This is a genomic window from Candidatus Hydrogenedentota bacterium (assembly GCA_018005585.1).
Taxonomy (GTDB): domain Bacteria; phylum Hydrogenedentota; class Hydrogenedentia; order Hydrogenedentales; family JAGMZX01; genus JAGMZX01.
Genome location: JAGMZX010000223.1, coordinates 1 through 6,492 on the forward strand (window position 1 = coordinate 1; position 6,492 = coordinate 6,492).

General features: G+C 65.9%; 5 protein-coding genes. 3 read left to right on the top strand and 2 right to left on the bottom strand.

Translation table 11 applies throughout. The features are described 5' to 3' along the window. The 3 genes from KA184_22500 to KA184_22510 all read left to right on the top strand — a co-directional run. Positions 1 to 526, top strand: a 526-nt coding sequence (locus KA184_22500; protein ID MBP8132359.1) for a hypothetical protein, incomplete at its 5' end; no start/stop codon positions are given. Between the two features lie 263 nt (positions 527 to 789). Continuing rightward, positions 790 to 1,722, top strand: a complete 933-nt coding sequence (locus KA184_22505) for a DUF362 domain-containing protein (GenBank protein ID MBP8132360.1) — start codon at positions 790 to 792, stop codon at positions 1,720 to 1,722. Beyond that, positions 1,719 to 3,350 carry a 4Fe-4S binding protein gene (locus KA184_22510; GenBank protein ID MBP8132361.1) on the top strand — a complete coding sequence of 544 codons (1,632 nt, stop codon included), beginning with the start codon at positions 1,719 to 1,721 and terminating at the stop codon, positions 3,348 to 3,350. Before KA184_22505 ends, KA184_22510 begins: the two co-directional genes overlap by 4 nt. Before the next feature lie 24 nt (positions 3,351 to 3,374). On the opposite strand, the gene dnaJ is transcribed toward KA184_22510, so the two are convergent. Continuing rightward, entirely contained in the window at positions 3,375 to 4,460 is a 1,086-nt protein-coding gene (gene dnaJ / locus KA184_22515) for a molecular chaperone DnaJ (GenBank protein MBP8132362.1), read from the bottom strand. A gap of 97 nt (positions 4,461 to 4,557) precedes the next feature. Further along, positions 4,558 to 6,465: a molecular chaperone DnaK gene (dnaK, locus tag KA184_22520; GenBank protein MBP8132363.1), complete on the bottom strand. Its 1,908-nt coding sequence runs from the start codon at positions 6,463 to 6,465 to the stop codon at positions 4,558 to 4,560. Positions 6,466 to 6,492: the final 27 nt, after the last annotated feature.

The following is a 6,492-nucleotide window of genomic DNA, read 5'->3' on the forward strand; positions in this document are numbered from 1 at the left end:
CGAGGGTGAAGGCGAGGGCGAAGGTGAGGGCGAAGGTGAGGGTGAAGGCGAAGGTGAAGGTGAAGGCGAGGGTGAAGGCGAGGGCGAAGGTGAGGGCGAAGGTGAGGGCGAAGGTGAGGGTGAAGGTGAGGGTGAAGGTGAGGGTGAAGGTGAGGGTGAGGGTGAAGGTGAGGGCGAGGGCGAAGGTGAAGGTGAGGGCGAAGGTGAGGTTGGGACGCATTCCGCGGACCAGAACGGTGATGGCCTCATCGAACTGACGGAACTGCTCCGCGTGATTCAGTTCTACAATTCCGGCGGGTTCCACTGTGCTGCGAACCCCGGCGAGACGGAAGACGGCTATGTCCCCGGGCCCGGCGGCGATACCGCATGCGCGCCTCATAGTTCGGACTATGCGGACGGTCCCAGTTGGACCATCACCCTGACGGAGCTGCTCCGGCTCATCCAGTTCTACAACTCCGGCGGGTTCTACTACTGTCCGGACCAAGGTACGGAAGACGGTTTCTGCCCCGGGCAGGCTGCGGTCTGAGACTTGCCGGCGTTCATTGCTGTTCATCGATGGTTTCAACGAGAAGCGTTTTTGTGCAAGAGACCAAACCACAGAGGAACGCGCATCGAGGAACGGCGACATCCACGTCTCTGCCTTGGTGCGCAGTACGCGCTTCAGCGTGTCGCGTCAGCGCGCTGCCAGAACCCGCTGAAGCGCGGACTACGAACAAGGGCGTTGCGCGTATGCTATAATCTCCCCGGCGCGCGCGTGCGACCATCGCGCGGCAAACAGGAGCATGAATCATGGCAACGGTGAGCAGGCGGAACTTCTTGCAGCAGACGGCATTTGCGGCGGGGGCGTTGTCCCTGGGATGGGGCGCGGCTTCGGCTCAGGAAGCGGCGGCGGCGGATATGTCGATTGCCCGGTGGACCGGCGCGACGGCCGCGGATGCCCCGATTGCGGAAGTCGCCGTCAAGCTCACCGAAGAGGCCATTGCCGCGATCGGCGGGATGCAGCGGTTCGTGAGCAGGGGCGACGTGGTCTGGGTGAAGCCGAATATCGGGTGGGACCGCACGCCGGAACAGGCGGCCAACACGGACCCGAACGTGGTGAAGACGCTGGTCCGCCTGTGTCTGGAGGCAGGCGCGAAGACGGTCAAGGTCGGCGATAATCCCTGCGACCGCCCGGAGAGCACGTATGAACGCAGCGGTATCGCGGCGGCGGCCAAGGAAGCGGGCGCGGAGGTCGAGTTTCTGGACCGGTCGCGGTTCCGCACGGTTGCTGTCGGCGGCGCGCGGCTGAAGGAAATTCCCATCTATCCAGGTATTCTCGATGCCGACCTCGTTGTCAACGTGCCGGTCGTCAAGCACCATCAGGCGACCACAGTGACGATTTGCATGAAGAACTACATGGGCGTGGTCGAAGATCGGCGCCGGTTCCACCAGGACTTGCCCGGGACGATCTGCGATTTGACGGCGTTCCTGAAACCGCGATTGTGCGTGATGGATGCGATGCGCATCCTGACGGCGAACGGGCCGACCGGCGGCGATATCGCCGACGTGAAACCGGCGAATCTTGTCGCGGCGGGCGTGGACATCGTTGCGCTTGACGCTTTTGGCTGTGAACTGCTCGGCCACAAGCCCGAGGACATCGGTACGGTCAAGGCCGGCCTGGATGCCGGGTTGGGCCGGATTGATTACCGGGCGCTGGCGCTCAAGGAGCTGGAGGTCGCGTGAAGCTGAGCCGGCCGCGCTCCTGGGTACAGTGGCTCCGGCGGCTGTCTCAGGCCTTGTTTCTGGCATTGTTCCTGTGGTTCGTGCTGGTTGCCCGATTCCGTACCAGCGAAGCCGGCCCGGGTCCTGTGCGTTTCTTCTTTGAACTCGACCCGCTCGTCGCGCTGGCCACGTTCCTGTCCACCCACACGCTCGTGCGCGGGGTATTCTGGGCGGTTCTCGTCCTGGCCGCCACCGTGCTGCTTGGGCGCGTCTTCTGCGGCTGGGTTTGCCCGCTTGGCGCGGTCCACGCCCTGGCAAGCTGGTTTCGCCCGCGGCGCAAAGGCAAGAAAGGCCTGGAACTGCGTTCGCCCTGGCAACGCGGGAAGTATTTCGCGCTGGTCGCGCTGCTGGTCATGGCGCTGTTCGGCGTGCACTGGACCGGCGTGCTGGACCCGATTCCGCTGCTCTACCGGAGCGTGACCACGGCCGTGCTGCCCGCGTCGCAGTATGCGGTACAGGAGCCCGCGACGGCGGTCTACCGGGCTGACCCGCATATCGGCCCGCTGCATGTCACGGCGGTTTCGGAGCCCGTCTACAACTTCTCCCGCGATTCGGTATTCCGGTTCGAGCGCCAGACCTTCCTTGAAGGAACGTGGATTGCCCTGCTGTTCATCGGGATCGTCGCGCTGAATTTCGTCCGGCCGCGGTTCTGGTGCCGGTATGTCTGCCCGCTCGGCGGCCTGCTTGGCTTGCTGACGCGGTGGCCCGTGCTGCGCCTGCACAACGACGAAAGCACCTGCACGAATTGCGGCAAGTGCAATCTGGCGTGTCCCGCGGCGGCGCAACCCGACCAGCGCGGCAACTGGCTGGCCTCGGAGTGCTACGGCTGCTGGAACTGCGTGGCGGCGTGCGGGTCCAACTCGATCACGTTCCAGTGGGAATCGCCCTTCCGCAAACCCAACGCGGGAACCATCGATTTCTCGCGGCGCGCCACGCTCGCGGCGGGCGTGACGGGCGTGGCTTCGCTGTTGGCGCTGCGGCTGCCGCCTGCGTCGCGCAATCAGCAGCCGCTGCCTGCTTTGCTCATCCGCCCGCCGGGCGCGCGGGAGGAGCGCGCGTTTCTGCAGCGGTGCGTCCAGTGCGGCGTGTGCATGCGCGCGTGCCCGACCAACGCGCTGCAGCCGTGCGGCCTCGAGGCGGGCCTTGAAGCGCTCTGGACGCCCCGGCTGGTGCCGAAGATCGGCTACTGCCAGTTCAACTGCAACCTGTGCGGGCAGGTGTGCCCGACGGAGGCGATCCGGCCCGTGCCGCTGCCGGACAAGCAGATGCTCAAGATTGGCCTGGCCACGTTCGACACGTCGCGCTGTCTCCCGCACAACTACGGCCGCGAGTGTATCGTCTGCGAGGAACACTGCCCCCTGCCCAAGAAGGCGATCTACCTCGTCGAAAAAGAGGTGACCCTCCGCGACGGCGCAACACGGCGGCTCAAGCTGCCCTACGTCGATCCCGACCTCTGCATCGGCTGCGGGATGTGCGAATGGGCCTGCGTCTTCCGCGACCAGCCGGCTATCCGCGTCACCGCCGCGAACGAGACGCGCAATCCGTACAACGAGCCCATCCTGCCCGGTTACGGCGGCGCGTACGGATGACCGCGCGCGGCCGAGACGGCCGCATCAGCCGTCGAGCCGCCCCAGCCGCTCAATCAAGTCGCGTTGTTCCCGCGACAACCGCGCGGGCACGCGCACTTGCACGTGGACCAGCAGGTCGCCCTTGCCGCCGCGCGTCAGCGACGGCATGCCGAGTCCGCGCAGCCGGAACATGCTGCCGGGCTGCGTGCCCGCGGGCACTTTCAGGTCCGCATGGCCGTCGAGCGTCGGAACACGCACCGTCGCGCCGAGCGCGGCCTGCGCAAAGGTGAGGGACGCTTCGCAGACGAGGTCATTCCCTTGTTGCTTGAACACGGGGTCGTCCTGCACGCGCGTGACCACGTACAAATCGCCCGCAGGCGCGCCGCGTTCTCCCGCGTTGCCTTGCCCCGCGAGGCGCAGCCGCGTGCCCGTCTCCGCCCCTGCGGGGATGGCCACGCTGGCCGTGCGCGATTCCTTGGTCTGCCCCGTGCCGTGGCAGGCGCGGCACGGAGAGGCGATGACCTGCCCTTCGCCGTGGCAGCGCGGGCATGTGCGGGACATGAAGAACGCACCGCCCCCGTGCGACACCTGGCCTTTGCCTTGGCATTGGGGACACGTCTCAGGGCGTGTGCCGGGCGCGGCGCCGGAGCCGCCGCACGCGCCACAGGAGACCCGGCGCCCAATGCGGATCGTCTTTGACGCGCCGAAGGCCGCGTCTCGCAGCGAAATATCGAGCACGACCTCGAGGTCCTCACCCGGCACAGGGCCGCGCGGCGCCGCGGCCCTGCGGCGGCCAAAGATGCCGCCGAACAGGTCCTCAAAGGCGTTGTGGAAACCGAAACCGCCCCCGCCGGCGAAATCGCCAAAGGGCGAGCCTCCGCCCGGGGGCGGCGCTCCCGCGAACGGGTTGTCAAGCAGGGCGTCATACTGCCTGCGTTTTTCCGGGTTTTTCAGTACATCGTAGGCCGCGTTTATCTCTTTCAGCTTTTCTTCCGCTGTCTTGTCGCCGCCCGTCTTGTCCGGGTGATATTTCTTGGCGAGCTTGAGATACGCCCTGCGGATCTCGTCCTGCGACGCGCTCCGCGGCACGCCGAGGAGTTCGTAATGACTTTTCTGGGCTGTAGCCGGCATGGGGTAACCCCACCTCCTTTTCCAAGTCATTCAGGGGCGGGGCCTCGCAAGGCCCCGCCCGAATCTATGCGCACCATCACGCGTCCCGCGTGACGGGTTAATGCTTGTCATCGACCACCGTGTAGTCCGCGTCCACCGTCTCGCCCGCCGGGCCGCCGCCGGGCTTCGCGCCGCCGTTGCCCCCGGCCGTGGTCTGGCGCGCCGATGCCGCGGCGCCGTACAGGGCTTCGCTGAGCTTGTGCGAGGCCTGCGTCATCTGCTGCATGGCCTGTTCCATGCGGCCGGTGTCTTCGGCCTGGATGGCCGCGCGCAGTTCGTCCAGCGCCTTCTCAACCGCCGCCTTGTCCGCGGGGTCGGCCTTGTCACCGTGTTCCCGCAGTGTCTTTTCCATCGAATAGACGAGATGGTCCGCCTGGTTGCGCACCTCGGCTTTCCGCTTGCGCTCCTGGTCTTCCGAGGCGTGCGCTTCCGCGTCCTTGACCATCCGCTGGATCTCCTGTTCGTTCAGGCCGGAAGACGCCTCGATGCGGATTTTCTGCTCCTTGCCCGTGGCGAGGTCCTTCGCGGAGACGTGCAGGATGCCGTCCGCGTCGATATCGAACGCTACCTCGATCTGCGGCAGGCCGCGCGGCGCGGGCGGGATGCCCTCGAGGTTGAAGCGGGCCAGCGTGCGGTTGCCTGCGGCCATCTCGCGCTCGCCCTGTAGCACGTGTACGGTCACTGCCGTCTGGTTGTCTTCCGCGGTCGAGAAGATTTCCTTCTTCGACACGGGGATCGTCGTGTTGCGCTCGACCAACTTCGTGAACACGCCGCCGAGTGTCTCGATCCCGAGCGAGAGCGGCGTCACGTCGAGCAGAAGCACGTCGCGCACTTCGCCCGCGATTACCCCCGCCTGGATCGCCGCGCCGACCGCGACCACCTCGTCCGGGTTCACGCCGCGATGCGGTTCCTTGCCAAACAACTCCTTCACCACTTGCCCGACCGCCGGCATGCGCGTCATGCCGCCGACCAGGATGACCTCGTCTATGTCGGACGGCTTGAGCCCCGCGTCCTTCAGCGCCTGCATGCACGGTCCCTTCGTCCGTTCGAGCAGGTCCGCGCACAACTGTTCCAGTTTCGCGCGCGTCAGCCGCACGTTCAGATGCTTCGGCCCCGCGGCGTCCGCCGTGATGAACGGCAGGTTCACGTCCGTCTGCAACGAAGACGACAACTCGCATTTCGCCTTCTCCGCTGCCTCCTTCAGCCGTTGCAGGGCCATCGGGTCCTTGCGCAGGTCGATGCCCTGCTCGCGCCGGAACTCATCGGCCAGCCAGTCGATGACCCGCTGGTCGAAATCATCGCCGCCAAGGTGCGTATCGCCGTTCGTGCTCAGCACCTCGAAGCTGTCCTCGGCGATCGCGAGGATCGATATGTCGAACGTGCCGCCGCCCAGGTCATACACCGCCACCTTCTCGTTCTTCTTCTTGTCCAGCCCGTAGGCCAGCGCGGCGGCCGTCGGTTCATTGATAATGCGCAACACTTCGAGGCCCGCGATGCGGCCCGCATCCTTTGTCGCCTGGCGCTGCGAGTCGTTGAAATACGCGGGAACCGTGATTACCGCCTTCGTAACCGTCTCGCCCAGATACGCCTCCGCCGCTTCCTTCATCTTCTGGAGGGTCATCGCCGAGATTTCCGGCGGCCGATGCGTCTTCCCCTGCACCTCGACCTGGCAGTCGCCCGATGGGGCGCGCGATACCTTGTATGGCGCCAGCTTGATTTCGGCGCCTACCTCCTCGAAACGGCGGCCCATGAACCGCTTGATCGAAAACACGGTGTTCTGCGGGTTTGTCACCGCCTGCCGCTTGGCCGCGGCGCCAACCAGCCGCTCGCCGTCCTTCGTAAACGCCACGACGGACGGCGTCGTGCGGCCGCCTTCCGGATTCGTGATTACGACTGGTTCGCCGTTCTCGATGAAGGCTACGCACGAGTTCGTCGTGCCCAAATCGATTCCGATCGTCTTCGCCATGACTCTATACCTCCATTGACTGGAAAC